The sequence below is a fragment of the Plantibacter sp. Leaf1 genome, from assembly GCF_001421315.1.
Taxonomy (GTDB): domain Bacteria; phylum Actinomycetota; class Actinomycetes; order Actinomycetales; family Microbacteriaceae; genus Plantibacter.
On the sequence record NZ_LMJX01000002.1, the window covers coordinates 359,345 to 384,792 of the forward strand.

Consider the following 25,448-nt stretch of genomic DNA (forward strand, 5'->3'; position numbering starts at 1 on the left):
CCCCTCTGGCCCCTCCGGGTACCGCCGAGAGCGAACAGGGGCGGCGTCGCGTCCGGCCCGCGGGGCGCGTGCCTACGATGGAGACATGACGATCCCCGCACTGTCCGTCGTGTCCGCCACCGTGGAGCAGCTCGAAGGCGAGTTACTCGTCCTCGCAGTGAGGCAGGGCCAGGACGGCCCGGAACTGCTCGCTCCCGAGCCGTACACGGCACTGACCGCCGAACTTCGCGCCTCTGGTGTCTCCGGGGCCGAAGACCAGGTGCGTCGGCTCCCCGACCACTTCGGGACCGCGGCGGGTCTCGTCCTCATGGGACTCGGCGCCGACACGGACCCTGCGGCCTTCCGTCGCGCCGCAGGCGCGGTGACCCGAGGGCTGGACGGCCACGCCTCCATCACGTTCGCACTGACGGAGGGGACGGCGCAGGCAGCCGAAGCGGTCCTCGAGGGTGCGGCCATCGGCGCGTACCGCTACACCGCGTCCCGCGGCACCGGAACGCCGTCGGCGCCCGACCCCCTCGAGCGCGTCACCGTCGTCGTCCCGCCCGCCCTCGACGCCCCTGGTATCGACGTCGCCGAGCACGCTGCGGCGGTCGCCGAAGCCATCGGGCTCGTCAAGGACCTCGTCAACACCCCACCCAACGAGCTCTACCCGGCGACCTTCGCCGACGCGGCGCGGGCCGCCGTCGACGGCCTCGACGTCGAGGTCGAGGAATGGGACGAGACCCGCCTGGCCGAGGACGGCTTCGGCGGCATCCTCGGGGTCGGGCAGGGATCCTCACGGCCCCCGCGTCTCGTGAAGCTGAGCTACCACCCGGAGGCGGCTCGAACGCACCTCGCGCTCGTCGGCAAGGGCATCACGTTCGACAGCGGTGGGCTGTCGTTGAAGCCGCCGGTGTCGATGGTCGGCATGAAGTACGACATGACCGGGGCGGCCACCGTCCTCGCCGTCCTGGCCGCTGCTGCGCGCCTCGGCGTGCCGACGAGACTCACCGCCTGGTTGTGTCTCGCCGAGAACCTCCCCTCCGGGACCGCGATCCGACCGAACGACGTCCTCACCATCCGTGGTGGACGCACGGTCGAGGTCACCAACACCGACGCCGAGGGCCGTCTGGTCCTGGCGGACGGTCTGGTCGCCGCCGGCGAGGAGGAGCCGGACGCGATCATCGACGTCGCGACCCTCACCGGCGCCGCCGTGGTGGCGCTGGGCAACCGCTACACCGGGGTCATGGGCGACGCCGCGTTCGTGACCGACCTCATCGCGACCGGGTCCGGCGCCGACGAGCTCTTCTGGCCGATGCCGTTCCCAGCGGAACTCCGCAAGGTGCTCGACTCGGACGTGGCCGACCTCGCGAACGCGAAGCCTGGCACCACCGCGGGCGGCATGCTCGTCGCCGGGACCTTCCTGCAGGAGTTCATCCCCGAACGCACCGATGCCGAGGGCGTGGCGACCCGCATCCCGTGGGCGCACCTGGACATCGCCGGCAGCGCCATGAACGGCGACGCCGCATACGGCTTCACCGCCAAGGGACCGACCGGTGTCGCGGTCCGTACCCTCCTCGCAATGGCCGAGGAGATTAGCCACCCGTAGTAAGGTCGACGGGGGCGGTTCGACCTGCCTCGACACCGCCGAACACACCACGACGGTTTCCGATCGACCACGAAGCACACACAAGGAGCAACGGAGTGTCCGAGCAGAATTTTGACCTGGTAGTCCTGGGAGGCGGAAGCGGCGGATACGCTGCGGCGCTGCGCGCTTCGCAGCTCGGCCTCACCGTCGGCATGATCGAGAAGGACAAGGTCGGCGGCACCTGCTTGCACCGCGGCTGCATCCCGACCAAGGCGCTGCTGCACTCCGCCGAGGTCGCCGACGCGTCCCGCGAGTCCGAGAAGTTCGGCGTCAAGTCGACCTTCGAGGGCATCGACATCGAGGGTGTCACGAAGTACCGCGAGGGCATCGTCGCGAAGAAGTACAAGGGGCTCCAAGGCCTTGTGAAGGCTCGTGGCATCACCACGATCGAGGGTGAGGGCCGTCTGGTCTCCCCGACGAGCGTGCAGGTCGGCGACGACCTCATCACGGGCAAGAACGTCATCCTCGCGACGGGTTCGTACAGCCGCTCGCTCCCCGGCCTCGAGATCGGTGGCCGTGTCATCACGAGCGAGCAGGCGCTGCAGCTCGACTTCGTCCCCAAGAAGGTCGCCGTGCTCGGCGGCGGCGTGATCGGCGTCGAGTTCGCCAGCGTGTGGAAGTCCTTCGGCACCGAGGTGACGATCATCGAGGCGCTCCCCCACCTCGTCCCCAACGAGGACGAGGCCATCAGCAAGGCCCTCGAGCGCGCGTTCCGCAAGCGCGGGATCGAGTACTCGCTCGGCGTCCGGTTCCAGGGCGTCACCCAGGACGACCAGGGTGTGCAGATCACGCTCGAGGACGGCAAGACCATCGACGCCGAGCTCCTGCTCGTCGCCGTCGGCCGTGGCCCGTCGACCGCCGGACTCGGTTTCGAGGAGGTCGGTGTCACCATCGACCGCGGCTTCGTCATCACCAACGACCGCCTCGAGACGAACATCCCCGGCCTCTACGCCGTCGGCGACATCGTGCCCGGCCTCCAGCTCGCGCACCGCGGCTTCCAGCAGGGCATCTTCGTCGCCGAGGAGATCGCCGGTCTCAAGCCGGTCGTCATCGAGGACATCAACATCCCGAAGGTCACCTACAGCGACCCCGAGATCGCGTCGGTCGGTCTGAGCGAGGCGAAGGCGGCTGAGCAGTACGGCGCCGACAACATCACGAGCTACGACTTCAACCTCGCCGGCAACGGTAAGAGCGAGATCATCGGCACGAGCGGCAACGTCAAGGTCATCCGCGTGAACGACGGCCCGGTGATCGGCGTCCACATGATCGGTGCCCGGGTAGGCGAGCTCATCGCCGAAGGCCAGCTCGCCGTCAACTGGGAGGCATACCCGGAGGACATCGCGCCGCTCATCCACGCACACCCCACGCAGAACGAGGCGCTCGGCGAAGCATTCCTCGCGCTCGCAGGCAAGCCCCTGCACGCGCTGTGACGCGGCCCGAACACCCCAATAAGCTAAAGCACACACAACAGGTTTCAAAGGAGACAAGGTCATGAGCGAATCCGTCAGCCTCCCGGCACTCGGCGAGAGTGTCACCGAGGGTACGGTCACCCGCTGGCTGAAGAATGTCGGCGACACCGTGGAGGTCGACGAGCCGTTGCTCGAAGTTTCGACCGACAAGGTCGACACCGAGATCCCTTCGCCCGTCGCGGGTGTCATCGAAGCGATCCTCGTCCAGGAAGACGAGACCGTCGAGGTCGGTACCGCCCTCGTGACCATCGGTGATGGTTCGGGCGCTGCCGCAGCCGAAGAGCCCGCCCCCGCGGCGGAGCCGGCAGCTGAAGCACCCGCCGCCGAGCCCGAACCTGCGCCGGCACCCGAGCCCGCTGCTGCTCCGGCTCCCGCCGCTGCTCCGGCGCCTGCCGCTGCTCCGGCTCCGGCACCTGCCGCTGCTCCGACTCAGGCCGCTGCTCCGGCTCCGGCACCTGCCGCTGCTCCGGCCCCCGCCGCTGCTCCGGCTCCCGCGCCTGCTGCTCCGGCTCCGGCCGCTGCTCCGGCACCTGCTGCTTCCGAGCAGCCTTCCGGTGTCGTCAACTCCGGCTATGTCACGCCGCTCGTCCGCCGCCTGGCGAACCAGCACGGGGTCGACCTCAACACCGTCACCGGCACCGGTGTCGGTGGACGCATCCGCAAGGAGGACGTCCTCCAGGCACAGCGTGCCGGCAGCACGACCGACACCGAGACCGCAGCGGCACCCGCCGTCCAGGTCTCGGAACTCCGCGGCACGAGCAAGGCCATGTCGCGTCTCCGCAAGGTCGTCGCCGAGCGCGCCGTCGCTTCGATGCAGGGCACCGCCCAGCTCACGAGCGTGGTCGAGGTCGACGTCACGAAGGTCGCCGCCCTGCGCACGGCCGTCAAGGACGAGTTCCTGGCCAAGACCGGCAACAAGCTCTCCTTCCTGCCGTTCTTCGCCCTCGCAGCCAGCGAGGCGCTCCAGACGTACCCGATCATCAACGCCACGGTCGACGGCGATCAGATCGTCTACCCGGAGACCGAGAACCTCGCGATCGCGGTCGACACCGAGCGTGGTCTCCTCACCCCGGTCATCCGTGACTCCGGCTCCAAGTCGATCGCGGAGCTCGGCGCGGAGATCGCCGACCTCGCTCAGCGGACGCGCGACAACAAGCTGCAGCCCGACGAGCTCTCCGGCGGGACGTTCACGCTGACCAACACCGGCTCGCGGGGTGCGCTGTTCGACACCCCGATCGTGTTCCTGCCGCAGTCGGCGATCCTCGGAACCGGCATCGTGACCAAGAAGCCGGTCGTCGTGACGGTCGACGGGGCTGACGCCATCGCCATCCGCTCGACGGTCTACCTCGCCCTGAGCTACGACCACCGGATCATCGACGGCGCGGACGCTGCACGCTTCCTCGTCCAGGTGAAGAACCGCCTCGAAGCAGGCGACTTCCGCGGCTCGCTCGGGATCTGATCGCAGGACGACCACCCGGGGATCTCCGCCTCATCCGGCGGTGAAGACCTCCCGCAGACGCCAGCCCGTCTCGCCCCTCACCACGAGGAGCGTGACGGGCTGGCGTCGTTTCGTCGCACCGCCGTCCGTGGCCACTCCTTCGCCGGTGCCACGGAGGACCGCCGCGTCGCCCTGGCGGTCGACGAGCTCCAGCGTCGCCGCCTCGATCGATCCGATCCCGTCGCCCACCTGCTCCTCGTCGCCGAACGGCGATCCGGGTTCGACAGCCTCCCAGAGGCACGTTGCATCCGAACTCGAACGACACTGGTCGCGTCTGAGCACGAGTGCGCGGGCGGCTGCGAGCGGGTCATCGCCCTCGACGGCCTCATCGCCCTCGCCGCCCTCGCCGGCCTCGGCGGCATCGGCCTGCACGGAGGGGACGGGCGCAGGAGCGGAGGACGGCGCCTGCACCGTCGAGGGCTGCTGCTCGCTCGAACCAGCGTCGGCGGTGCTCGGCACCTCCGGTGGCAGGAGCACCATCGCGGTCGACGCCAGTACCACCGCCATGCCCGCTCCCCCGAGGATCAGGCGCCGGCGCGGTGGGCCGCTCCGCCGCACCGCAGGGCGGTCGGCGCTCGCCTCACGTGAGCGGTGACCCCCACGAACGTCGATGCGCTGACGCAGCCTCGTGGTCAGGGGCGTGCGGCGCCTCGCCTCGGCGACGGCACGTCTCGTCGGCGGCGCGGTCGACCGCATCGCCCGGTCGTGTTCGACGGCAGCGCGGATCTCGTCGGCTGCGGTACCCGTCGGAGGATCGATGCGGTCCAGGAGGACAGGCAGGGGTCGTGCGAGAGCATGGATCCGCTGCTGCAGGCGGTTGGCGATCTCATGGTCGGCGAGTCCGGGCGCGACTTCCGCGACCCACGACTCAGTCTCGGGCTGATCGGCGGACGGCGTCGATCGCAGCACGCCGTCCATGAGTCTGGAGAACGCCGACCAATCCTCGACGAACGCCGGGTCGGGTTGGCCGGTGCCGCCGCTGAGACCGGGACGGTCGACGGCGACGGCCTGGGACCAACCGGCGAGGACCGGTCGACCGTCGGCGGCGAACGACACCGCCGTGGCCGCGATGCCACCGTGACTGATGCCCGCGAGATGCGCCGCTCGGACGGCGTCGACGAGCGGCGCCAGGATGGTGACGGCTTCGCCAGGAGCGATCGACTCGCGGCGTCGTAACAACTCCCCCAGCGTGCCACCGGCGAGCCGCTCGACCAGCAGGCACGGAAGGCCACCTGGGTCCTCTGCGACGTCGATGAGTCTCACGATGTGCGGATGATCGAGACGCGACAGGATGGCCGCCCGCCGCCAGAGGCTCCGTTCAGCGGCGTCCGCCCTGGCGCGGAGCAGGACGGCGTCGGCGACGGTCGGCGCAAGGACTCCTCCGCCGCGTCCGCCGGGCTGGACCTCGACCGGGACCGTCGAGTAGGCCGTCCACTCCTGGCCGGTACCCAGGCGCCTGACGAGGCGACGGCCTGCCACGGTGACTGCTGCATCGGACGGATCGATCGTCGTTTCCATATCCCGATCCTGTGACGTCGAGGGTCCGGTGCGTCCCTCCGCTCACATCGTTGTGGACAAGGAACCGGCGGGGCGCTCCTGTGGAGCACATCGCAGCATCACGACCCTCCGGCACCGGCTATCCTGGGAGCATGGCTCAGAAGGACGCGCCCCCGGCGGCGCAGAAGGAACCAGGGCGGATCAAGCAGCTCTGGCAGGTGTTCCAGCTCACCCGTCGCCACGACAAGGCGGCGCAGTGGTTGATGCTCGGTGGGTTCATCCTGCCGGTGCTCATCGGCATCGCCGTGGCGCTGCTGTTCTCCGCCGGAAACATCTTCGCGCTCGTCATGTGGATCATCGCGGGCGTGCTCGCGGGCATCCTGGCTGCGCTGTTCATCCTCACGCGTCGCGCGGACAAGGTCGTCTACACGCAGATCGAGGGTCGGCCCGGCGCTGTCGGACAGGTCCTCCGTGCGGCTCCGCGCTCGTGGCAGACCAGCGAGATGCCCGTCGCCGTGAACCCCAAGACCCAGGACGCGATCTACCGCGCCGTCGGTCGCGGGGGCGTCGCCCTCATCGCCGAGGGACCACGTTCGCGCACCTCACGCCTGCTCGAGGACGAGAAGCGCAAGGTCACCCGTATCCTCCCGAACGTCCCCATCACGGTCTTCCACGTCGGCCCCGACGCCGACTCCGTGCAGCTCCGTCAGCTCTCCGGTGCCCTCCGGAAGGTCAAGAAGTCCTTGACCAACCCAGAGGTGCTCGCCGTGAGCAACCGCCTGTCGTCGTTCGGCACCCAGCTCCCGATCCCGAAGGGCGTCGACCCGATGCGGGTCCGCCCGCAGCGCGCACGCTGATCACCTGACGTCGCGCAACGTCTCCCGCGCAACCGCAACGGCCGCCCTCTCCGGAGGGCGGCCGTTGTCGCGTTCCGATCGTCAGCGCGGATTCAGCGCACGCGGAGGAGCACCGTGCCGGCGACCTTGTCGTGGAAGCCGCGCTGGTCCGAGTCCCAGACGAGCGCCGGCACGACGACGCACAGGAGCACCGTCCGGACCACCGGACGCCACAGCCCGACCCAACCGCCGGTCAGTGGCATCAACCGCATGCCGCATAGGCGGTGACCGATGCTGCCACCGATCGTCGGGATGAACACGAGCTGCATGATCGCGAAGATGACGAGCGTCGCCGTGGCGTCGTAGGCGAAGAAGGCGACGGAGAGCACGACGGCGAGAGCCCAGTCGATCACGAGGGCGGTGATACGCCGACCGACCCGCGCGACCGAACGGACGCCGCTCTCGGGAAGTCCGAGCCGTTCGCCAGGGAAGGCACTGGGCGGAAGCTCACCGAAGGTCCGTGGATTCTGCGGGGTCTGGGGCACTGTGCCATTCTATTCGGGCGGGGATTCTCGTAACATCCACGAAACATGGGTGTCATGGCGGGGTAACCCCCTCCCCGTAGTCTCACAGGTGGCTGCGCTGTGCAGCCTCCCTGTACCAACCCCATTTGGAGCCATTCACATGTTCAGTGATTCTTCCGAAGTGCTCAAGTTCATCAAGGACACCGATGTCAAGTTCCTCGACATCCGCTTCACGGACCTTCCCGGCGTGCAGCAGCACTTCAACATCCCGGCCAGCACCGTCGACGAGGAGTTCTTCACCGTCGGCCAGCTCTTCGATGGCTCGTCCATCCGTGGCTTCGCCAACATCCACGAGTCCGACATGCAGCTGATCCCGGATGTCTCCACCGCCTACATCGACGCCTTCCGTGCCGAGCGCACGCTCATCATGGTGTTCGACATCTACAACCCCCGCAACGGCGAGATCTACTCGAAGGACCCGCGTCAGGTCGCCAAGAAGGCTGAGAAGTACCTCGCCTCGACCGGCATCGCCGACACCGCCTTCTTCGCCCCCGAAGCAGAGTTCTACATCTTCGACGACGTCCGCTACGAGGTGAACCAGCACTCGAGCTTCTACTCGGTGGACTCCGAAGAGGGAGCTTGGAACACCGGTCGCGCCGAAGAGGGCGGCAACCTCGGTAACAAGACGCCGTACAAGGGTGGCTACTTCCCCGTCAGCCCCGTCGACAAGCAGGCCGACCTCCGCGACGACATCAGCCTCAAGCTGATCGACGCCGGCCTCATCCTCGAGCGCGCTCACCACGAGGTGGGCACCGGCGGCCAGGCCGAGATCAACTACCGCTTCGACACCATGGTCGCCGCGGCGGACGACATCCTGAAGTTCAAGTACATCGTCAAGAACACGGCTGAGCTGTGGGGCAAGACCGCGACCTTCATGCCGAAGCCGCTCTTCGGCGACAACGGTTCGGGCATGCACACGCACCAGTCGCTCTGGAGCGACGGCAAGCCGCTCTTCTACGACGAGAACGGCTACGGCGGTCTCTCCGACCTCGCCCGCTGGTACATCGGTGGTCTGCTGAAGCACGCCCCCGCGGTCCTCGCCTTCACGAACCCGACGGTGAACTCCTACCACCGCCTCGTCCCCGGCTTCGAAGCTCCGGTCAACCTGGTCTACTCGGCCGGCAACCGCTCCGCGTCGATCCGTATCCCGATCACGGGCACGAACCCGAAGGCCAAGCGCATCGAGTTCCGCGCGCCCGACGCCTCCGGCAACCCGTACCTCGCGTTCGCCGCGCAGCTGATGGCGGGCCTCGACGGCATCAAGAACCGCATCGAGCCGCACGAGCCCGTCGACAAGGACCTCTACGAGCTTCCCCCCGAGGAGGCCAAGAACATCCCGCAGGTGCCCGCGTCGCTCGGTGCCGCGCTCGAGGCACTCGAGGCGGACCACGAGTTCCTCCTCGCCGGCAACGTCTTCACGCCGGAGCTCATCGAAACCTGGATCCAGTACAAGCGCGAGAACGAGATCAAGCCGCTGGCCCAGCGCCCGCACCCGTTCGAGTTCGAGCTGTACTACGGCGTCTGAGTCCCTTCAGCACCACGAACCGCCCCGTCATCCCTCCGGATGGCGGGGCGGTTCCGCGTGATCGGTGAGCCGGGCTCAGAGCCCGTAGAACCCGTGCTCGAAGACGGTGCGGGCCCGACGGGTGGCGGCGAGGTAGTCCTGTTCCAGGAGGCTCGCCGATCCGGTCGGGTACTCCAACAGCCGTGCGACGCCCTCGAGCTGCAGTCGGTCGCTGGGCAGCACGTCCTGGGTCTTGTTCAACCACAGGGTCATGGCCGAGCGGATCCGCGACGCCAGGATCCACGCGTCGCGCAGACGGTCGGCGGACTCCCGGTCGACGAAGTCCGCCTCCACCGCCGCGTCGAGCGCCCGCAGCGTCGACGTCGTCCGGAGTGCAGGCACATCCGCGCCATGCTCGAGCTGCAGCAGCTGCACGAACCACTCGACGTCGCTCAGTGATCCGCGTCCGAGTTTGAGGTGTCGGGTCGGATCGGCGCCCTGCGGCAGTCGTTCGTTCTCGACCCGCGCCTTGATCCGCTTCACCTCACGGACGGACTGCTCACTGATCTCCGCCGGGTAGCGGACGGTGTCCGCCACCTCGGTGAAGGCGGCGATGAGGTCGGGGTCGCCGACGACGCCGGCAGCCCGCAGGAGCGCCTGCGCCTCCCAGGTGAGCGACCAGCGCGCGTAGTAGTTCCGGTAGGAGTCGAGGGACCGCACGAGTGGCCCGTTCTTGCCCTCCGGGCGCAGGTCGAGGTCGAGGTCGAGCGGAAGTCGTGCGTCCTCGCTCAGCCGGTTGAGCTCGGCGGCGATCGCAGCCGCCTGCCGTTGCGCGAGCTGTGGCTCGACGTCCGGAAGCGCCCGGAACACGTAGAGGACGTCCAGGTCCGAGCCGAGGCCCAGCTCGGCTCCGCCGTACCGACCCATGGCGATGATGGCGAACTCGATGTCGGCTCCGAGCCCGCCGATGCGGCGGACGGCACCGAGGAGTCCGGCGAGCGTGGCCGTCGAGACGTCGGTGAGACCTGCGGCCAGCCCCTGGACGTCGAGCATGCCGACCGTGGAGGACATCGCGAGGCGCAGGACCTCGCGGCGCCGTACCGCCCGGATGGCTGCGGCCGCGGAGTCGGGAGAGTCGTGTCGTCGGAGGATCGCAGCGATCTCCTCGCCGAGCGCTGCCGACGACCGGGGGCGGAGGTCCTCATCGCCGGCGAGCCAGGCAGCGGACTCCGGGATCCGGTCCATGAGCTCGCCGATGAACCGCGAGCCGGACAGCACGCGGGTGAGGCGCTCGGCCGCACCCGAGGAGTCGCGCAGCATCCGGAGGAACCAGTGCGACTCGCCGAGCGCTTCGCTGAGTCGTCGGAACGCGAGCAGGCCGTAGTCGGGGTCGGCGCCGTCCGCGAACCACCCCAGCATGACGGGGAGGAGGTGCCGTTGGATGTTCGCGCGACGGGACACCCCGGCGGTGAGCGCTCCGATGTGGGCCAGCGCACCGCGGGGGTCGACGAAGCCGATCGCCGCGAGTCGGGCCTCAGCCTGCCCGCTGGTCAGACTCAGTCCGCTCTCGGGCAGGGCGGCGACCGCCGAGAGCAACGGACGGTAGAAGAGGCGCTCGTGCAGTTGCCGGACGCCGTGCTTCGTCGTCTCCCACCGGGAGACGAGCGCCTGGGCGGTCGTCGCGAGCGTACTCGAGCGGGCGAGCGACCGGAGCGACGGCTCGTCGCGCGGCATCATGTGGGTGCGTTGCAGTCGCGTCAGCTGGAGTCGGTGTTCGAGGACGCGGAGCAGGCGGTAGTCGTGCGCGAACTCCTGCGCCTCGGCGCGACCGATGTATCCGGCCGTGGCGAGGCCGTCGAGCGCGGCGAGGGTGCCCCGCTGGTGGACGGAGTCGTCGAGCTGGCCGTGCACCAGCTGCAGGAGCTGGACGGTGAATTCGATGTCGCGGAGGCCGCCCGGGCCGAGCTTCAACTGATAGTGGACGTCCTCCGCGGGGATGTTCTCGGTGACCCGCTCCCGCATGCGCTGGACCGACTCCACGAAGCCCTCGCGGGACGCACTCCCCCACACCTTCGGCTGCACCGCCTCGATGTATCGCGCCCCGAGCTCCTGATCGCCGGCGAGAGCCCTGGCCTTGAGGAGGGCCTGGAACTCCCAGCTCTTCGCCCACCGGTCGTAGTAGACCAGGTGTGACTCGAGGGTGCGCACCAGGGCGCCCGCCTTTCCCTCCGGGCGCAGGTTCGGGTCGACCTCCCAGAGGCTCGGCTCGAGACCGGCCTGGCCGAGGCCCCGCATGGTGAGGACGGCGAGTCGGGTGGCGATCTCGACGGCGCGACCGTTGTCGAGGCCGCCCGCGTCATCCCCCGAGCCCTCACCGACGAAGATGACATCAACGTCCGAGACGTAGTTCAGCTCTCGCGCGCCGGCCTTGCCCATACCGATGATGGCGAACCGCGTCGCCGCGACCTCCTCGCGCGGATAGACGCCGGGACCGCGTGAGCCGCTCGTCTGCGTCCTGGCGACCGCGATCGACGCCTCCAAGGCGCCGGCAGCGAGATCGGAGAGGGCGCTCGCAACGCGGTCGAGGACGACGATGGGATCGGGTGCGCAGAGGTCGAAGAGCGCGACCTCCGCGAGCAGACGACGGTAGACGACGCGGATCGCGTCCCAGGCCGGTTCCTCGACGACCTCGGCGAAGCCGTCCACGGCACCGACGCTCGCGAGTAGCTCGTCGCGGGCTTCGTCGAGGGTGGGGACCCTCGTGACCGGCAACTCGAAGACCGACAACTGGTCGGGGTGGCGCAGGAAGAAGTCGATGAACCCCTGCGATGCCCCCAACAGCCGGAACAAGCGTTCGGTCGACGCCTGGTCGGCGAGGAGCGCGGCGAGCTCGTCGGGCGACTTCCGGCCGATCATGAGCACACCGACGAGCGCTGCGTCCGGATCCGCCGCGACGGCGAACGACGGCGTGATGACCGCCGGGTCGACCGGGACGAGCGCCGCGAGTTCCTGCAACCGATCCCGGGCCTCACCGAGACCGGTGAAGCCGAGCCTCGCGAGGGTGCTGAGTGAGATGTTCTCCCGGACCATACGAGCCACCGGCCCCCTCGGTTAGAGCATCTCCAGGTTGCTGGCCAACTCGAACGGGGTCACCTGGGCGCGGTACTCCTGCCACTCCTGGCGCTTGTTCAGCAGGACGTAGTTGAAGACCTGCTCACCGAGCGTCTCCGCGACGAGTTCTGATCCCTCCATGAGGCTCACGGCACGATCGAGGCTGGCGGGCAGGGCGTTGTACCCGAGGGCACGACGCTCCGTGTCGGAGAGGGTCCAGACGTTGTCCTCGGCCTCGGGTGGGAGTTCGTAGCCCTCCTCGATGCCCTTGAGGCCGGCCGCGAGCATGAGCGAGAACGCGAGGTACGGGTTGGCCGCCGAATCGATGGCACGGTACTCGACCCGGGCGCTCTGGCCCTTGTTGGGCTTGTAGAGCGGGACCCGGACGAGCGCCGAACGGTTGTTGTGACCCCAGCAGACGAAGCTCGGCGCCTCGGAGAGCTTGTTCGGCCCGACGCCACCCCACAGTCGCTTGTAGGAGTTCACGAACTGGTTGGTGACCGCGGTGATCTCCGGAGCGTGCGTGAGGAGCCCGGCGATGAACTGCCGACCCGTCTTCGAGAGCTGGTACTGCGCACCGGCCTCGTAGAACGCGTTGGAATCGCCTTCGAACAGCGACATGTGCGTGTGCATGCCGCTCCCCGGCTGGTGGACGAGGGGCTTCGGCATGAAGGTCGCGTAGACGCCCTGCTCGATCGCCACCTCCTTCACGACGGTGCGGAAGGTCATGATGTTGTCCGCCGTGGTGAGGGCGTCCGCGTACCGGAGGTCGATCTCGTTCTGACCCGGCCCGGCCTCATGGTGGCTGAACTCGACGGAGATGCCCAGGTCTTCCAGCATCCGGACGGAGCGACGACGGAAGTCGTGCGCGGTCCCGCCGGGGACGTTGTCGAAGTAGCCGGCGGAGTCCACGGGCTCCGGGCCGTCGACGCCGTACTGCGAGGACTTCAGGAGGTAGAACTCGATCTCGGGGTGCGTGTAGAAGGTGAACCCCATGTCGGCCGCCTTGGCCAGGGTGCGCTTCAGGACGTTCCGCGGGTCGGCCACGGCCGGCTGGCCGTCGGGCGTCGTGATGTCGCAGAACATGCGCGCGGTCGGGTCGATCTCGCCGCGCCACGGGAGGATCTGGAACGTCGTCGGGTCCGGGTGCGCCAGCAGGTCCGACTCGTAGGAACGGCTGAGCCCCTCGATCGCGGAGCCGTCGAAACCGAGGCCCTCGGAGAAGGCGCCTTCGACCTCGGCCGGCGCGATCGCGACGGACTTGAGGGTGCCGACGACGTCGGTGAACCACAGCCGGACGAACTTGACGCCCCGCTCCTCGATCGTGCGGAGAACGAAGTCGCGCTGCTTATCCATCTGCCCCTCTTCCTTCGGCCGGCGGCCCGTGTCTAGGCTACTGGCTCCGTCCGTCTTCGTGCTCATCAGCACGCCAGGCGGAGGCGTTCGACAGGTCCGTCACCACCAGGCGAGCACGTAGACCGCCGTCCACAGCGCGGTCGCCGCCCAGAGCGTGGAGATCGCCGCGATCCGGACCCGTGAACCGCGGTGCGCCCCCTCCCAGACCGGTACGAGGCCGAGGCAACTGACGAGGAGCGCGATCGACAGCCATGGCAGGGCCGCGGGGACGCCGATCAGGCCGACCGCCGGGTTCGTCAGGCCGTCCCGCAGGAGCAGGGCCGCCGCGCCCACGGCCCAACTCGCGCCGAACACCGGCGCGATCCCCAGGCGGAGACCGTCCTGCACCGGTTCGCGCCGGAGTGCCTGGGCGAGCAGTCGGTAGGCCCAGGCGATGGACCATCCGATCGCGACCAGGGCGAACAGCATCGGGAGCGCCAGGACGAGCCACGGTCCGCCGCGACCGGTCGTGTCCGTCACCCACCTGGCGCTCGGGGACACGGCTGCTGCGTCGATGACGGGGATCGCGGCGTCGTCACCGGCACACAGTGCCGCTCGGTAGCTCGACGGTTCACTCAGCCAGGAGCGGACCGCCACCGACGCACAGGAGCTGTTCGCCGTGGGGATCGCGCCGGAGCCGGGGAAGACCGCGGCGATGGCGGAGGCCGACCAGGTGCTCGGCGGGGACGCCCAGGCGGCGTCCTGTTCGGGCGCACTGACGACGAGGAGCGGGCGGTCGAGCGGTGATGGCGCGGGGCTCGCCGCCACGCCGAACGCGGTGCAGGCCGCCGCGGCGACGTCCTCGAGGAGGGTCGTCGTCGGAGTCCCGGGATCGGTCCGTTCGGCAGCTCCCGGCCAGGCGGCCGTCGAACACCCGAGCACGCGCCCGAGCACGCCGCCCTGCGAGAGGTCGTCGACCGCCGCCGCGGCCAGCGGGTCGAGCGCGGCACGGTGCCCGTCCGCGACGGTCTCCAGCAGCACGGGCAGCGCCGCCTGGGTCGTCGGGTCGGACAGGGCGTGCGAGACGAGCGTGAGCAGTGCGTCGCCACCGATCGTCGTCGGCCGAGCACCGGTCGTGCGGTGCGGGCTGGCGGTGAGCGCCTCGCTCGCCGCCGTCAGCCGCGCAGCCGACCAGGAGGTGTCGAGGATGGGCGCCGAGGCGGTCGCCGGTCCCGCATCGCTCGTCTCGGTCTCGTCGGGGCTCGACGGAGTCGGTGCGCGGTCGTCGCCCCGCGCGCGGATCACGGAGAGCGCCGCCTCGAGCCCTCCGGAGGACACGATCCTCGGTGCGCCCAGATCGGGTCCGTCGAGGACGACCCCCTCGACGCCCTCCGGGTCGACGCCCGCCGCGGTGAGCGCGACACCGGCCGAGGAGCCGACCGCCAGCACCGTCCAGCGGGCATAGCCGAGTTCCTGACGGAGGTCCCGCAGGTCCGCAGCCGCAGCCTGCACCCCGAAGTCGCCCGCCGAGAAGCCGTCCTCCTGCCAGCCCTCCGCGCAGCTCGTGAAGGCGGCTGCGACGGCGGTGACCCGTTCCTCGCGGCTCCCCTCGGTACCGAGCGCCGACCGGAACGCCTCGGCCGCCGGATCGCATGCCAGCGTCGGGGCCGCATCCGCTCCGCCCCGCCGTTCGACGAGGACCACGTCTCGGTCGGCCGCCAGTCCACGCTCGACCGTCAGCGCGGCGACGTCGAGTTCGGAGAGCGGCGTGTCTCCGGCGAGGTAGACGAGGGGCGCCCGGCCGGTGTCGAGGGTGGCGGGTACCACCACGTACGGGAGCGTCGCCTGGGCCGAATCGGGCACCTCACGCGAGATCGGGACGCTCAGCTCACCGCAGCGGGAACCGCCCGGCACCTCGACCACGCACTCGGCTGCGCGGACCTCGGCGCGAGCCGTCGGCACGGCGACCGCGGGGATGGCCGGCAGCAGGACGACGACGGCTGCCACGAGGACCGCGACCACCCTCCAGGGCACACCACGTGACGTCCACGGACGGTCGATCCTGTGCATGTTCCCCCCGCTCGAGCTTCATCGCTCGGCCCATCCTGGCGGAACCCACCGCAGCTCCGGAAGAGGGAAGACCCGCACGCCGCTCGCGACGCGAGCCGGGGGCTCAGTCGTCGGCGGCTTCCTCGGCGTCCCACTTCGCGCTGTTCGCGCGCAGACGCTCGAGTGCGTGCGAGGCCTCCGCGGCCGTCTCGAAGGGGCCGACGCGGTCGACGACGCTCGACTCGAATCCGAACTCGACCTGACCGGTCTTCGTGTTGTACCAGTACTGCTCGGACGGTTCTTTGGCCACGGCGCTGCTCCCCTGCTCGGTTAGGCTCGATCCTATGCCTTTCGACTCCGCAGGTCACCTGATCCCCGGCCTCGTCGGCCGTCCGCGAACGGTGCCGGCGGTGATCGCCAGACCGGAGTACGTCGGTCGCGCGGCTCCGGCCCCTGACGACCGCGGCGACCTCTACACGCCCGAGGAGATCGAGCGGATCCGCGTCGCCGGGACCATCGCGGCCGACGCGATCCAGGCGGTCGGAGCGGCGGTCCGCCCCGGGGTCACGACCGACGAACTGGACGCCATCGGACACGCCTTCGTCGTCGGCGCGGGCGCGTACCCGTCGACACTCGGCTACCGCGGGTACCCGAAGTCCATCTGCAGCTCCGTCAACGAGGTGATCTGCCACGGCATCCCGGACGACACCGCGCTGCGTGACGGCGACCTGATCAACATCGACATCACGGCCTACCTCGACGGCGTCCACGGTGACAGCAACGTCACCTTCCTCGTCGGCGACGCCGCCGAGGAGACGCGCCTCCTCGTGGAGCGCACGAGGGAGGCGCTCAACCGCGGGATCAAAGCGGTCGCACCCGGCCGCCAGATCAACGTGATCGGGCGGGCGATCGAGTACTACGCCAAGCGGTTCGGCTACGGCGTCGTGCGCGACTTCACCGGCCACGGGGTCGGCAGGTCGTTCCACTCGGGGCTCATCGTGCCCCACTACGACGCGGCGCCGCAGTACGACACCGTCATGGAGGTCGGTATGGTCTTCACGATCGAACCGATGCTCACCATCGGCGCGCAGGAGTGGGAGCAGTGGGACGACGATTGGACGGTCACGACGCGCGACCGGTCCCTCACGGCCCAGTTCGAACACACCCTCGTCGTGACCGAACGTGGTGCCGAGGTCCTCACGCTCCCGAGCGGGATCGACACCACTCCAGCGCCCCGAGCGCTCTAGGCTGGACGACATGACGAATGCAGCTCCCCGGTCCGCCGTCGGCATCGATATCGGAGGGACCGGCATCAAGGGCGCGGTCGTCGATCTCACGACGGGTGCGCTCCTCACCGATCGGGTGAAGATCCCGACCCCGAAGGGCGGGGAGCCGAAGGACATCGTCGTGACCGTCCGCGAGGTGCTCGAGCAGCTCTCACCCGCCTCCGACGGGCTGCCGCTCGGCGTGTGCTTCCCGGCGATCGTGCGCAATGGGCGGACGATGTCCGCCGCGAACGTCTCCGACGCCTGGATCGGTCTCGAGGCCGAGGAGCTGTTCGAGCAGGGGCTCGGCCGGGAGATCACCTTCGTGAACGACGCGGACGCCGCCGGATACGCGGAGACCGAGTTCGGAGCGGCGAAAGGCGCGTCCGGACTCACGATCCTGACCACGCTCGGCACCGGTATCGGCACGGCGCTCATCTACAACCGCACGCTGATCCCCAATGCGGAACTCGGCCACCTGGAGATCGACGGCAAGGATGCGGAGACCCGTGCCTCCTACGCCGTCAAGGAGCGCGAGGACCTCAGCTGGGAGAAGTGGGCCAAGCGCCTGCAGAAGTACTACGAGCGCCTCGAGTTCTACTTCTCGCCCGACCAGTTCGTCGTCGGTGGCGGGGTGTCCAAGCACGCCGACCACTTCCTGCCGCTGCTCAAGCTCGACACCCCCATCATCCCGGCCGTGCACCGCAACAACGCGGGCATCCTCGGCGCGGCCTCACTCGCCGCCGGCCCCGCGGAACGCATCGCCTGAGCGCGGCGGTCGCGCTGCGGCGATGTCGTCGCAGCGTGGGCGAGTCGTCGTAGCACGACGGAACCGTGGCCGTGCCAGGGGGGGGTGTGAACGGGTCGACCGGTACGCCGGGTTCTGTCCCACGCTCTCGCGTTTGGACGGCCATCTCTCTCGGGACGACGTTGCCGCCGCCCTCTAGCGGTCTACCCGGGAACTTGGCGAGCAGCCTCAGCGTTCCCTGTTGACCTTGCTCCGGACGAGGTTTACCGAGCCGGCCGGGTCACCCCGGTCGCTGGTGGGCTCTTACCCCACCGTTTCACCCTGACCGTGGTCGCCCACGGCGGTCTGTTCTCTGTGGCACTGTCTCGCGGGTCACCCCGGGTGGGTGTTACCCACCGCCCTGCTCTGTGGAGCCCGGACGTTCCTCGGCACCGTGACCCGGAGGCCGCGGTGACGCGACCGTCTAGCCGGCCCGTTCACGAAGACGAGTCTACCGGCCCACGGCCGGCACGATGGACCGGCGTGCTGCTCGGCCGGACCCGACGGGTCAGATGAGGCCGGACTCGTCCGTCCGCACGACGATCGCGGCGCATTCCGGGCACTGCACGACGTCCTCGGACGGAGCAGCGCGGACGGCCTGCAGGTCGTTGCCGGTGAGGGACATCTTGCAGGCGCCGCAGGTGCCGGCACGGAAGAGGGCCGCGCCGATGCCGCCGCGGGCACGACGCTGGTCGTAGAGCGCGAGGAGATCGGCGGGGATGCCCGGGGCGAGCGACTCGCGGTCGGCGGTGAGGCGCGCCCGTTCCGCTTCGAGTTCGACGAGCTGCGCGTCGCGCTTGGCGACGACCTCGTCGAGGAGCTCCTGGAGTCCGGCGCGCTCGGCGTCGACCTGGGCGACGGCTTCATCGGCCGTCTCGACCCGTTCCATGACGTTCAGCTGGATCTCTTCGAGGTTGTTCTGCCGGTTCTGCAAGGAGGCGATCTCGCTCTGCAGGGCCTCGACGTCCTTGACGGAGGTCGACGACTGGAGGCGGTCGGCGTCGCGCTTCAGGCGGGCCGCGACGACGGCGACGTCGGACTCGATGCGTCCGAGCTCGGTCTGCGCGTCGTCGCGCACCCCGACACGCTCCAGCCGACGGAGCCGGACGGTCTCGATCTCGGCCTGCAGCTGCGCGATCCGGGCGACCTCGGGGAGGTTCGACGCACGGTGGGCGGTGCGCTGCACGCCGGTGTCGATGCTTTGCAGGGTGAGCAACGTCTTCTGGTCTGCTGGGCTGGCTTTCACGTCTGTTCCAAACTCTCGACTCATCACCCTACCGGCCGCGTCGCCTCCTGGGTGACGACGAAATCCCACGGGTCGGTGCGCTGTCCGCTGACCCGGATGTCGAGCTCCGGGAGCTCCCGGCGCAGCGCGACGGCCGCGACCTCCAGCCAGAGTGACTCGCTCGCCCAGTGCGAGACGTCGATGAGCGCGGGCCCGCCGGCGAGGATCGCCTGCTCCCGGGCCTCGGACGCCGGGTGGTGGCGCAGATCCGCGGTGACGTACAGGTCGGCTCCTCGGACGGTGTCGTGGGAGAGCAGCGAGTCGCCCGCTCCCCCGCAGACCGCGATCCGCCGGACCGGCTGGTCGACGTCGCCGGCCACGCGCACGCCGGTGGCCGTCGCAGGAAGCACCTCGGCGAGGCGCCGGGCGATCCGCCCGAGGGTGGTCGGTTCGGCCAGGTCGCCCACGCGGCCGAGGCCGGTCACCCCGTCGGGCGATGGGACGATCGGGACGGCGTCCACGAGGCCGAGGCGGTGCGCGAGCACGTCGGAGGTACCATCGACCACCACGTCCGCATTCGTGTGGGCGGCGATGAGGGCCGCATCACCGCGGATGAGCCGTGTGATGAGCGCGCCCTTGTAGCGGTCGCCCGCCACCGTCGTGACGCCACGCATGAGCAGCGGGTGGTGTACCAGCAGGAGCCCGCCGGGCTCCTGGAGCAGCTCGTCGACCGTGGCACCCACGGCGTCGACCGCCAGCAGGACCCGCGCGACCGGCTGATCCGGGTCGCCGACCACGAGGCCGGGCGCATCCCAGTCCGACGCTCCGGACAGCGGCCACAGCCGCTCGACGACGGCATTGACCTCACGGAGTGTTCTCGTCACCCCGCAAGCCTACCGACGATGGACGATCAGCCGGTGGCGGGCACCGACGGTCAGTGCCGCACGATGAGCAGGACGGCGAGGGTCACCATCACCACGGCGATGGCGGCGTCGAGCACCCGCCAGGCGACCGGCTTCGCGAAGAGGCCCTTCAGCAGACGTGCGCCGAAGCCGAGTGCGGTGAACCACACCACGCTCCCGAGCACGGCGCCGGCCGCGAACCACCACCGGCCCGATTCGCCGTGCGTGTTCGCGATCGACCCGAGCAGGAGCACCGTGTCGAGGTACACGTGGGGGTTGAGCCAGGTGAGGCCGACCACCGTGAGCACGGCCGCCCGGAGCGAGGTCTTCGTCCCCGGCCCGTCGGCCGTGAGACCACTCGGTGAGATGGCCCGGCGGGCGGCGAGCAGCCCGTACGCGACGAGGAAGGCGGCACCGGCCCAACGGAGGATGTCGAGCACGAGGGGGAAACGCTCGATCACGAACCCGATCCCGCTGACGCCGGCCACGATCAGGACCGCGTCCGACAGGGCGCAGACGAGGACGACCGGGAGGACGTGCTCGCGGCGGATGCCCTGGCGGAGCACGAACGCGTTCTGCGCACCGATGGCGACGATCAGCGAGAGGCCCAGCCCGAAACCGGCGAGGATGTCCTGGATGGCGGAGGTCATGAGGCGACGGTAAGCCACCAAGGAACATGAGACCAGTTCATGTTTCTCATGGACCATGAGAAACTCTGATGATGGACCTCCAGTTCGATCAGCTCCGTGCCTTCCTCGCCGCCGTCGACCGAGGCTCGTTCGACGCGGCGGCCCGCGAGCTCTCGGTGACCCCGTCGGCCATCAGTCTGCGGATCAAGGCGCTCGAGCAGCACGTCGGCCGGGTCCTGCTCCTCCGGACGCGACCCATCACGACCACCGCATCCGGCGAGACCATCCTCCGCCTCGCGCGAGCGGTGCGACTCCTCGAGCGCGACGCCTCGAGGGAGCTGCACCCGGACGGGGCGTCCGGCGGCGCCGCTCCCTCAGCCATCCCGATCGTCGTCAACGCCGACTCGCTCGCCACCTGGCTCCTCCCGGTGCTGGCCGAGCTGGCCGCCACGGAACCGGTCGCCTTCGACCTCTCCCGCGAGGACCAGGACCACTCCACGGCCCTCCTGCGAGACGGGACCGCGATGGCGGCGGTCACCTCGAGTTCGGAAGCGGTCCAAGGCTGCACCGTCCAATCGCTCGGCCGGATGCGGTACCGACCCGTGGCGTCGCCGCACTTCGCAGCACGGTGGTTCGCCGACGGGGTGACGGCAGCCGCCCTGGCCGATGCTCCGGTGGTCGTGTTCGACCGGAAGGACGACCTCCAGGACGCCTACCTCCGTCGTCGCGGTGTCGACCCGGCCGGCCCGCCCCGACACCATGTCCCGGCGTCGGCGGACTTCGCGACCGCCGTCCTCCTCGGCCTCGGCTGGGGCATGCTCCCCGATGCGCAAGGGGCGGCACCGGCCGCGGCGGGCGACCTCGTGGCCCTCGACGACGACGGCGTGCTCGACGTGCCGCTGTACTGGCAGCAGTGGCGACTGGACTCGCCGCTCCTCCAGACCGTCGCGTCGGCGGTCATCGCCGGCGCTCGCGACGCACTCCTCTGAACGCCAGCCGAGAGCTCGCGAGCAAGGTGCGCGAGCCGGGCGCGACGGTGCGAGGATGGAGCAATGGATATCGCGTACACAGCAGTTGCCCATGCCACCGGAGGCGGACGAGACGGACACGTCCGCAGTGAGGACGACCTCCTCGACTTCGACACCCGGCCCCCCAAGGAACTCGGTGGGAGTGGCGAGGGCACCAACCCCGAACAGCTCTTCGCCGCCGGCTACGCCGCGTGCTTCCTGAGTGCCCTGCACTCCGTCGCACGGAGCTCCAAGCTCGACACCACCGACGCGGCGGTCTCCGCCAGCGTGGGCATCGGATCGAACGGCGAGGGCGGATTCGGCCTCGCGGTCGAACTCGACGTCTACGTGCCCAACGTCTCCCACGACGAGGCACAGCAGCTGGCCGACCAGGCGCACCAGGTGTGCCCGTACTCGAACGCCACGCGCGGCAACATCGAGGTCACCGTCTCCATCGTCGACTGACGTCGCACCGCTCACGCAAGCCCTGTCGATCGTCGTGCCCGCTGGCTAGGCTGGCGGGCACGACGATCGAGAGGAACACACCGTGTCGGATTTCGGAGCAGTCGAAGGCATTCGCGACGAGGGCGCGGCGGCGATGCTGCCGGGTCTCCCCGATGACGCGGTGGAGGACGAGCTCTTGGAAGACGAGGCACCGGAACCGACGGCTGCCGACGACAGCGCCACTGCGGACTGAATCGCCGTCTCCTCGCCGCTCCGGTGGGACACCCCACCGTCGATCGTCAGCGCACCATGGCCGCGGCGATCACGCCGACGATACCGAGCTGCATGACGAGCACGAGGCCGACGGTGAGGAACAGGGTGCTCCAGAGCACGATGTTCCCGAGCAGCACGCCCACGAAGGCGGCGACGCGACCTCGAGGTCGGTCCACCGGACGCGCCACGGCCACCCGTTCGGCGCGGGCGATGCGCGGCGTGGACATCGTGAAGGTGATCGGGCTGGTGTCCAGGTGCGTGGTCATGGATCCAGTGTCCGTCGCGACCACCATGGTCGGCATCGGACGATGAGACGATCATCGCGGCTGCGGAGTCATCCTCTGAGCTGACGCTCGTCCGCACCTGGGACCAGGCGCCCTCCCCCGGTCGGCGTGCCTGCGGGGACGCTCAGCTCACGAGGCCGTCAAACGGATCCCCCACGACAGCGACCACTGCTCATCGGGTTCCAGCCACCGCAGACCGGTCCCGCTGTTCAAGGCGTCCGCCGGGGCCGTCATCGGCTCGATCGCGATCGCCTGCACGGGTCCCTCCGGCGTCGGGAAGTCGCTCGGGGTGTAGACCTGGACGAACCGGAAGTCGTCGTCCGCCCAGAGCTCGACACCATCGCCGTCCGGAGCGGTGAGCCGATGCCTGACGCCTCCGTCGATCGGGCGGACGTCGCCGAGCCCGACATCGATCGCGAGGTCACCCACGCGGATGCCGGAGCGCAGATCGTGGTCCGTGCCGTCCACGGGGCGAGTGGCGACCGGGATACGCTGCTCGTCGGTCTCGAACCAGGAGTCGGCGGCGATCGTGACGGTGAGATCCGCCGTCGAGACGCCCCCGAGCGCGAGATACGGGTGCGCGCCGACGGCGACCGGCGCCGGTCGCGTCGACCGGTTCACGATCGTATGGGTGACCCGGAGGCCGTCATCGACGAGGGCGTAGGCCACCGAGGTGTCGAGGTGGAACGGATAGCCGTGCTGCGGGAACACCGAAGCCGTCAGCGTGACGCCGCCGTCCGTGCGTTCCCCCTCTCGATAGCCGGTGTTGCGGAGCAGACCGTGCGAGGCGTTCCCCGTGGCAGCCTCGGTGACGTCGAGCTGCTGCGGCTCACCGTCGAGCGTCCACCTCGCGTCCCGCACCCGGTTCGGCCAGGGCACGAGGATCAGGCCGCAGCCCTTCGGCGCGACGACGTCCTCGCCGAAGGATTGGACGAGCGAGCGCCCGCCGACGGAGAGCTCGCGCAGTCCGGCGGCGAGCTCGGTGACGGTCGCCCGGACCTCACCGTGCGGACCGAGGTGGCTGAGGCGGTACTGGATTCCGGAGACAGGCGACATGTCGTCAGCCTACGACGGCTGCCCTCCAGGCGGCGTGGAACCCGCGCGCTGGGTCCACTGCTCGATCGCGGCGGCGATACGGAGGAGGCCGCGCTCGAGTTCCACGAACCCGGAGCTCAACGGGGCGAGTCCGATGCGGAGCCCGTCCGGGTGCCGGAAGTCGGGGATGACGCCCACCTCCCACAGCTCCGGCGTGATCTCACGGAACGACGGATGCCCGAGGGTCACATGCCCGCCGCGGCGCTCCGGCTCCCGCGGGGTCATCACCCGGACGCCGAAGGCCGCGAGGTGCTCGTCGACCCACGAGATGGCGAAGGCGGTGAGCGCAAGCGACTTCTCGCGGATCGCCGGGACACCCGCGGTCGCGATGAGCGAGAGGGTGTCCTCGAGGGGCAGCATTCCCACGATCGGCGGGGTGCCGCTGAGGAACCGGCGCATCCCCTCCGCCGGCCGGTACGTGTCCGCCATCGCGAACACGTCGGAGGCCCCCATCCAACCCTGGACGGGCTGCAGGAGCCGACCCTGATGCCGCCTCGCGACGTAGGCGTACGCCGGAGCGCCGGGACCGCCGCCGAGGTACTTGTAGGAGCATCCGACCGCGAGGTCGACGCCCCAGGCGTCCAGCTCGACCGGGACCGCGCCGGCGGAGTGGCAGAGGTCCCAGAGCACGAGGGCGCCGGCATCATGGGCGACGGCGGTCAACGCCGCGACGTCGAGGAGGGCTCCCGACCGGTAGTCGACCTGGCTCAACACCACGAGGGCCGTCCGTCCGTCGACGACCTCCCGCAGCTGGTCCACCGTGACGCCGTGGACCGGGTCGGCGTCGATCCACCGCACGCGGAGACCACGCTCGGCTGCGATCCCCTCGACCACGAAGCGATCCGTCGGGAAGTTCCCCACATCGATGACGATGTCCTCGCGGACCGGTGCCGTCGTTCCGTCGGCGGTGCTCGTGTCGACCGCGGCGCGGATCAGTTTGTACAGGAGCACGGTGGTCGAATCGGCGACGACGGTCTGCCCGCCGGCCGCCCCGAGCACGACGGCTCCGAGACGGTCGCCCAGGGTCAGCGGCATCGCGAACCACCGGTCGCCCCAGGAGCGGATGAGCCTCGTTCCCCACTCCTCGGTGATGAACGACTGCAGGCGGTCCGCGGTGGCCCGGAGTGGGCGCCCCAGCGAGTTCCCGTCGAAGTACGCGGAGACCCCGGTCGCCGGCAGGAAGGCCGCGAGATGCTCGGCGAGCGGATCGTCCGCGTCGAGCGCGAGCGCATCCGGACGGGCGGGCGTGACAGGGAGGGTGGCGCTCATGGTGCGACGCTAACCGGCCCCGATGAGCGCCGCAAGGAGGTGCACACCGCTCGGCTTGCTAGCGTTGCCGCATGCCAACGCTCCTGCACCTCGACTCGTCCGCCGATCTGGCCACCTCCCGATCCCGCCGCCTGTCGCAGGCGGTGGTCGACGCCTGGCGGGATGCCGATCCCACCGGTGTCGTCGTCCGACGGGACCTGCACCTGGACCCCGTCCCGCACCTCGCGGACGCGAGCCTGCACTGGTCCGCCGCCGATCGCGAGCCCGGCTCCAACCCGCCCGCCGAGGCGGAGGCGCTGCAACGCATCCTGCTCGACGAGCTCCTCGCCGCCGACATCGTCGTGATCGGGGCACCGCTCTACAACTTCTCGATCCCGTCGTCGCTCAAGGCCTGGATCGACCACATCCACGTCCCCGGCGTGACGTCGGCGGACACCGGTGCCCTGACCGGCAGGCCGGTCGTGATCACCACCAGTCGTGGCATCGCGTACGATGCCGGCACGCCCACGGAGGGGTGGGATCACGAGGTGCCGGCGCTCCGCACCCTGTTCGGTGGCGCGCTCGGCATGGAGGTCCACGTCATCACGACGAGCCTGACCCTGGCCGACCGCGAGCCCGGCCTCGCCGGGCAGCGCGACCGCAGTGCGCAGGAGCTCGACGAGGCCCTGCGCCTGGCGGCAGAGACCGGCACCCGACTGGCCGTCGCGACCGCCTGAGCCCTCGGTCGGTGCACCCGGCGCGGATCGGACCAGCCTGAT

General features: G+C 70.0%; 23 protein-coding genes and 1 other RNA gene. 11 read left to right on the top strand and 13 right to left on the bottom strand.

The genetic code is table 11. From position 1 onward, the window contains the following. The first annotated feature begins 85 nt into the window (after positions 1–85). From ASE44_RS03935 to ASE44_RS03945, 3 genes are all read left to right on the top strand, one after another. A complete protein-coding gene (locus ASE44_RS03935) occupies positions 86–1,588 on the top strand; it encodes a leucyl aminopeptidase (protein WP_056777581.1) in 1,503 nt (500 codons plus the stop codon). Positions 1,589–1,683: 95 nt separating this feature from the next. Then, complete coding sequence (gene lpdA / locus ASE44_RS03940; protein WP_056005971.1) at positions 1,684–3,057, top strand: dihydrolipoyl dehydrogenase; 1,374 nt, start codon at positions 1,684–1,686, stop codon at positions 3,055–3,057. Positions 3,058–3,118: 61 nt separating this feature from the next. Further along, positions 3,119–4,555, top strand: a complete 1,437-nt coding sequence (locus tag ASE44_RS03945; RefSeq protein WP_056777583.1) for a 2-oxo acid dehydrogenase subunit E2 — start codon at positions 3,119–3,121, stop codon at positions 4,553–4,555. A gap of 30 nt (positions 4,556–4,585) precedes the next feature. On the opposite strand, the gene ASE44_RS03950 is transcribed toward ASE44_RS03945, so the two are convergent. Next, complete coding sequence (locus ASE44_RS03950) at positions 4,586–6,112, bottom strand: hypothetical protein (protein ID WP_056777586.1); 1,527 nt, start codon at positions 6,110–6,112, stop codon at positions 4,586–4,588. A gap of 131 nt (positions 6,113–6,243) precedes the next feature. Here ASE44_RS03950 and ASE44_RS03955 point away from each other — a divergent pair, with 131 nt between their 5' ends. After that, positions 6,244–6,948, top strand: a complete 705-nt coding sequence (locus ASE44_RS03955; RefSeq protein ID WP_056005980.1) for a DUF4191 domain-containing protein — start codon at positions 6,244–6,246, stop codon at positions 6,946–6,948. A 92-nt stretch (positions 6,949–7,040) separates the two neighbouring features. Here ASE44_RS03955 and ASE44_RS03960 read toward each other — a convergent pair whose 3' ends face one another. Continuing rightward, on the bottom strand, positions 7,041–7,472 hold the full coding sequence (locus tag ASE44_RS03960) for an RDD family protein (RefSeq protein ID WP_056777588.1): 432 nt from the start codon (positions 7,470–7,472) through the stop codon (positions 7,041–7,043). A gap of 139 nt (positions 7,473–7,611) precedes the next feature. Between ASE44_RS03960 and glnA the strand changes: the two genes are divergently transcribed. Continuing rightward, entirely contained in the window at positions 7,612–9,036 is a 1,425-nt protein-coding gene (gene glnA, locus ASE44_RS03965; RefSeq protein ID WP_056005986.1) for a type I glutamate--ammonia ligase, read from the top strand. A 75-nt stretch (positions 9,037–9,111) separates the two neighbouring features. Here the strand turns inward: glnA and ASE44_RS03970 are convergent, their stop codons facing one another. From ASE44_RS03970 to ASE44_RS03985, 4 genes are all read right to left on the bottom strand, one after another. Then, positions 9,112–12,105, bottom strand: coding sequence for a bifunctional [glutamine synthetase] adenylyltransferase/[glutamine synthetase]-adenylyl-L-tyrosine phosphorylase (locus tag ASE44_RS03970; RefSeq protein ID WP_056777591.1), 2,994 nt, complete (start codon positions 12,103–12,105; stop codon positions 9,112–9,114). 21 nt (positions 12,106–12,126) lie between these two features. Further along, a complete protein-coding gene (locus ASE44_RS03975) occupies positions 12,127–13,482 on the bottom strand; it encodes a glutamine synthetase family protein (protein WP_056005992.1) in 1,356 nt (451 codons plus the stop codon). A gap of 99 nt (positions 13,483–13,581) precedes the next feature. Continuing rightward, positions 13,582–15,531: a hypothetical protein gene (locus tag ASE44_RS03980; RefSeq protein WP_157579781.1), complete on the bottom strand. Its 1,950-nt coding sequence runs from the start codon at positions 15,529–15,531 to the stop codon at positions 13,582–13,584. A 103-nt stretch (positions 15,532–15,634) separates the two neighbouring features. Next, positions 15,635–15,820 carry a hypothetical protein gene (locus tag ASE44_RS03985; RefSeq protein ID WP_056005997.1) on the bottom strand — a complete coding sequence of 62 codons (186 nt, stop codon included), beginning with the start codon at positions 15,818–15,820 and terminating at the stop codon, positions 15,635–15,637. A 34-nt stretch (positions 15,821–15,854) separates the two neighbouring features. Between ASE44_RS03985 and map the strand changes: the two genes are divergently transcribed. Then, on the top strand, positions 15,855–16,757 hold the full coding sequence (gene map, locus ASE44_RS03990) for a type I methionyl aminopeptidase (protein WP_056777596.1): 903 nt from the start codon (positions 15,855–15,857) through the stop codon (positions 16,755–16,757). Positions 16,758–16,767: 10 nt separating this feature from the next. Then, entirely contained in the window at positions 16,768–17,544 is a 777-nt protein-coding gene (gene ppgK / locus ASE44_RS03995) for a polyphosphate--glucose phosphotransferase (protein ID WP_056006003.1), read from the top strand. Positions 17,545–17,631: 87 nt separating this feature from the next. Here ppgK and rnpB read toward each other — a convergent pair. The 4 genes from rnpB to ASE44_RS04010 form a co-directional block, all read right to left on the bottom strand. Next, positions 17,632–17,998, bottom strand: an RNA gene (gene rnpB, locus ASE44_RS13945) — RNase P RNA component class A. A gap of 72 nt (positions 17,999–18,070) precedes the next feature. After that, entirely contained in the window at positions 18,071–18,808 is a 738-nt protein-coding gene (locus ASE44_RS04000) for a zinc ribbon domain-containing protein (RefSeq protein WP_056777599.1), read from the bottom strand. Between the two features lie 23 nt (positions 18,809–18,831). Beyond that, complete coding sequence (locus ASE44_RS04005; RefSeq protein WP_056777601.1) at positions 18,832–19,671, bottom strand: Nif3-like dinuclear metal center hexameric protein; 840 nt, start codon at positions 19,669–19,671, stop codon at positions 18,832–18,834. Between the two features lie 50 nt (positions 19,672–19,721). Beyond that, positions 19,722–20,339: a LysE/ArgO family amino acid transporter gene (locus tag ASE44_RS04010; RefSeq protein WP_056777604.1), complete on the bottom strand. Its 618-nt coding sequence runs from the start codon at positions 20,337–20,339 to the stop codon at positions 19,722–19,724. Positions 20,340–20,410: 71 nt separating this feature from the next. On the opposite strand from ASE44_RS04010, the gene ASE44_RS04015 reads away from it, so the two are divergent. The 3 genes from ASE44_RS04015 to ASE44_RS18405 all read left to right on the top strand — a co-directional run bounded on the left by ASE44_RS04015 (position 20,411) and on the right by ASE44_RS18405 (position 22,022). Beyond that, positions 20,411–21,307: a LysR family transcriptional regulator ArgP gene (locus ASE44_RS04015; RefSeq protein WP_056011200.1), complete on the top strand. Its 897-nt coding sequence runs from the start codon at positions 20,411–20,413 to the stop codon at positions 21,305–21,307. Positions 21,308–21,370: 63 nt separating this feature from the next. Next, positions 21,371–21,790: an organic hydroperoxide resistance protein gene (locus tag ASE44_RS04020; RefSeq protein WP_056006014.1), complete on the top strand. Its 420-nt coding sequence runs from the start codon at positions 21,371–21,373 to the stop codon at positions 21,788–21,790. An 82-nt stretch (positions 21,791–21,872) separates the two neighbouring features. Beyond that, positions 21,873–22,022, top strand: coding sequence for a hypothetical protein (locus ASE44_RS18405; RefSeq protein WP_157579782.1), 150 nt, complete (start codon positions 21,873–21,875; stop codon positions 22,020–22,022). A 46-nt stretch (positions 22,023–22,068) separates the two neighbouring features. Here ASE44_RS18405 and ASE44_RS04025 read toward each other — a convergent pair whose 3' ends face one another. The 3 genes from ASE44_RS04025 to ASE44_RS04035 form a co-directional block, all read right to left on the bottom strand. After that, positions 22,069–22,308 carry a hypothetical protein gene (locus ASE44_RS04025; protein ID WP_157579783.1) on the bottom strand — a complete coding sequence of 80 codons (240 nt, stop codon included), beginning with the start codon at positions 22,306–22,308 and terminating at the stop codon, positions 22,069–22,071. Between the two features lie 147 nt (positions 22,309–22,455). Then, complete coding sequence (locus tag ASE44_RS04030; protein ID WP_056777610.1) at positions 22,456–23,382, bottom strand: aldose 1-epimerase family protein; 927 nt, start codon at positions 23,380–23,382, stop codon at positions 22,456–22,458. A gap of 9 nt (positions 23,383–23,391) precedes the next feature. Continuing rightward, entirely contained in the window at positions 23,392–24,690 is a 1,299-nt protein-coding gene (locus ASE44_RS04035; RefSeq protein WP_056777612.1) for a kynureninase, read from the bottom strand. A gap of 71 nt (positions 24,691–24,761) precedes the next feature. Here ASE44_RS04035 and ASE44_RS04040 point away from each other — a divergent pair, with 71 nt between their 5' ends. Continuing rightward, entirely contained in the window at positions 24,762–25,406 is a 645-nt protein-coding gene (locus tag ASE44_RS04040) for an FMN-dependent NADH-azoreductase (RefSeq protein WP_056777615.1), read from the top strand. Positions 25,407–25,448: the final 42 nt, after the last annotated feature.

Excerpts from the sequence above, each read along its gene's own strand:
- map (WP_056777596.1), top strand. The coding sequence starts at position 15,855 with ATGCCTTTCGACTCCGCAGGTCACCTGATCCCCGGCCTCGTCGGCCGT.
- ASE44_RS03970 (WP_056777591.1), bottom strand. The coding sequence starts at position 12,105 with ATGGTCCGGGAGAACATCTCACTCAGCACCCTCGCGAGGCTCGGCTTC.
- ASE44_RS03935 (WP_056777581.1), top strand. The coding sequence starts at position 86 with ATGACGATCCCCGCACTGTCCGTCGTGTCCGCCACCGTGGAGCAGCTC.
- ppgK (WP_056006003.1), top strand. The coding sequence starts at position 16,768 with ATGACGAATGCAGCTCCCCGGTCCGCCGTCGGCATCGATATCGGAGGG.
- ASE44_RS04040 (WP_056777615.1), top strand. The coding sequence starts at position 24,762 with ATGCCAACGCTCCTGCACCTCGACTCGTCCGCCGATCTGGCCACCTCC.
- ASE44_RS04015 (WP_056011200.1), top strand. The coding sequence starts at position 20,411 with ATGGACCTCCAGTTCGATCAGCTCCGTGCCTTCCTCGCCGCCGTCGAC.
- ASE44_RS04035 (WP_056777612.1), bottom strand. The coding sequence starts at position 24,690 with ATGAGCGCCACCCTCCCTGTCACGCCCGCCCGTCCGGATGCGCTCGCG.
- ASE44_RS03955 (WP_056005980.1), top strand. The coding sequence starts at position 6,244 with ATGGCTCAGAAGGACGCGCCCCCGGCGGCGCAGAAGGAACCAGGGCGG.
- ASE44_RS04020 (WP_056006014.1), top strand. The coding sequence starts at position 21,371 with ATGGATATCGCGTACACAGCAGTTGCCCATGCCACCGGAGGCGGACGA.
- ASE44_RS03945 (WP_056777583.1), top strand. The coding sequence starts at position 3,119 with ATGAGCGAATCCGTCAGCCTCCCGGCACTCGGCGAGAGTGTCACCGAG.
- ASE44_RS03950 (WP_056777586.1), bottom strand. The coding sequence starts at position 6,112 with ATGGAAACGACGATCGATCCGTCCGATGCAGCAGTCACCGTGGCAGGC.
- ASE44_RS04025 (WP_157579783.1), bottom strand. The coding sequence starts at position 22,308 with ATGACCACGCACCTGGACACCAGCCCGATCACCTTCACGATGTCCACG.
- ASE44_RS03975 (WP_056005992.1), bottom strand. The coding sequence starts at position 13,482 with ATGGATAAGCAGCGCGACTTCGTTCTCCGCACGATCGAGGAGCGGGGC.
- glnA (WP_056005986.1), top strand. The coding sequence starts at position 7,612 with ATGTTCAGTGATTCTTCCGAAGTGCTCAAGTTCATCAAGGACACCGAT.
- ASE44_RS04010 (WP_056777604.1), bottom strand. The coding sequence starts at position 20,339 with ATGACCTCCGCCATCCAGGACATCCTCGCCGGTTTCGGGCTGGGCCTC.
- ASE44_RS04030 (WP_056777610.1), bottom strand. The coding sequence starts at position 23,382 with ATGTCGCCTGTCTCCGGAATCCAGTACCGCCTCAGCCACCTCGGTCCG.
- ASE44_RS03980 (WP_157579781.1), bottom strand. The coding sequence starts at position 15,531 with ATGCACAGGATCGACCGTCCGTGGACGTCACGTGGTGTGCCCTGGAGG.